Genomic DNA, 1,419 nt, shown 5'->3' on the forward strand with positions numbered 1-1,419 from the left:
CGCCATGCCCGAGGCCGCCGCCGCGCCGGAGCCGCGCGCGCCGCAGACCACCACGCTGCGCGTCGACCAGGCGCGCATCGACCAGCTGATGAACCTGATCGGCGAGCTGATCGTCGCCAAGAACAGCCTCGCCTACCTGCTGCGCAAGGCGGAGGCGGGGGCCGGGGCGCGCGAGCTGGCGCGCGACATCAAGGACCAGCACGCCGTGGTCAACCGCCTGGCCGAGGACATGCAGGGCGCCATCATGGCGATCCGCATGCTGCCGGTCAGCCATGTCTTCCAGCGCTTCCCGCGCCTGGTGCGCGACGTGGCGCGCAAGCTCGGCAAGCAGGTCGAGCTGGTGCTGGAGGGCGAGGAGACCGAGGCCGACAAGGGCATGATCGAGGCCCTGGCCGAGCCGCTGATCCACATGGTGCGCAACAGCCTCGACCACGGGCTGGAGCCGCCGGAGGAGCGGCTGGCCGCCGGCAAGCCGGCGCAGGGCCGGGTCTGGCTGAGCGCCGCCTCGCTGAACGAGAGCATCCTGCTCACCATCCGCGACGATGGCCGTGGCATCGACCCGGCGCGGCTGCGCCGCAAGGCGGTGGAGCGCGGCATGCTGGAGCCCGAGGCCGCCGCCGCGCTGAGCGAGGCCGAGGCGCTGCGGCTGATCTTCGCCCCCGGCTTCTCCACCGCCGAGCAGGTCTCCGACCTCTCCGGCCGTGGCGTCGGCATGGATGTGGTGCGCGCCACGGTGGAGAAGGCCGGCGGCTGGGTCGATGTGGAGAGCGAGATCGGCCGCGGCACCGCCATCCGCGTCACCCTGCCGCTCAGCATGGCGGTGACGCGCATCATGACGATCGAGTGCGGCGGCCAGCTCTTCGGCATCCCGATGGGCGCGGTGGTGGAGAGCGTGCGCCTGCCCGCCGCCGCCATCCACCGGCTGCGCGACCGCGAGGCCTTCGTGCTGCGCGACCGCATCGTGCCGCTGCTGCGGCTGGCCGCGCTGCTGGAGCTGCCGGCGCCGCCCGCCACGGCGCAGGAGGACGCGCCGGTGCTGGTGCTGCGCGCCGGCTCCGCCACGGTGGGGCTGGTGATCGGCGCCTTCCGCGAGCGGATGGAGGCCATCGTCCGGCCGCTGGACGGCGCCCTGGCCGGGCTGCGCGGCTTCGCCGGCACCACCCTGCTGGGCGATGGCCGCGTGCTGCTGATCCTGGATGTCGGGGAGCTGATCTGATGCCCTTCCACCTCGCCGGCACGGTGGCCGTGCTGGAGGGCCATTGCAGCATCGAGGAGGCCGAGACCCTGGCCGAGGCGCTGCGTGGCCTGGCGCAGCCGCAGGTCGACCTGGCCGGCTGCGCGCATCTGCACCTGGCGGTGCTGCAGACGCTGCTGGCGCTGCGCCCGGCCCTGGCCGCGCCGCCCGCCGACCCGCTGCTG

At 74.3% G+C, this 1,419-nt stretch carries 2 protein-coding genes; both read left to right on the forward strand.

The window, feature by feature from the left end; genetic code table 11:
• Positions 1-1,216: chemotaxis protein CheA (locus HMPREF0731_RS20545; RefSeq protein WP_007006152.1), on the forward strand; the 1,216-nt coding region annotated here is incomplete at its 5' end.
• A partial coding sequence (locus HMPREF0731_RS20550; protein WP_007006153.1) for a hypothetical protein occupies positions 1,216-1,419 on the forward strand: 204 nt, incomplete at its 3' end. The genes HMPREF0731_RS20545 and HMPREF0731_RS20550, both read left to right, overlap by 1 nt.

The sequence above is a fragment of the Pseudoroseomonas cervicalis ATCC 49957 genome (assembly GCF_000164635.1).
Taxonomy (GTDB): Bacteria; Pseudomonadota; Alphaproteobacteria; order Acetobacterales; family Acetobacteraceae; genus Pseudoroseomonas; species Pseudoroseomonas cervicalis.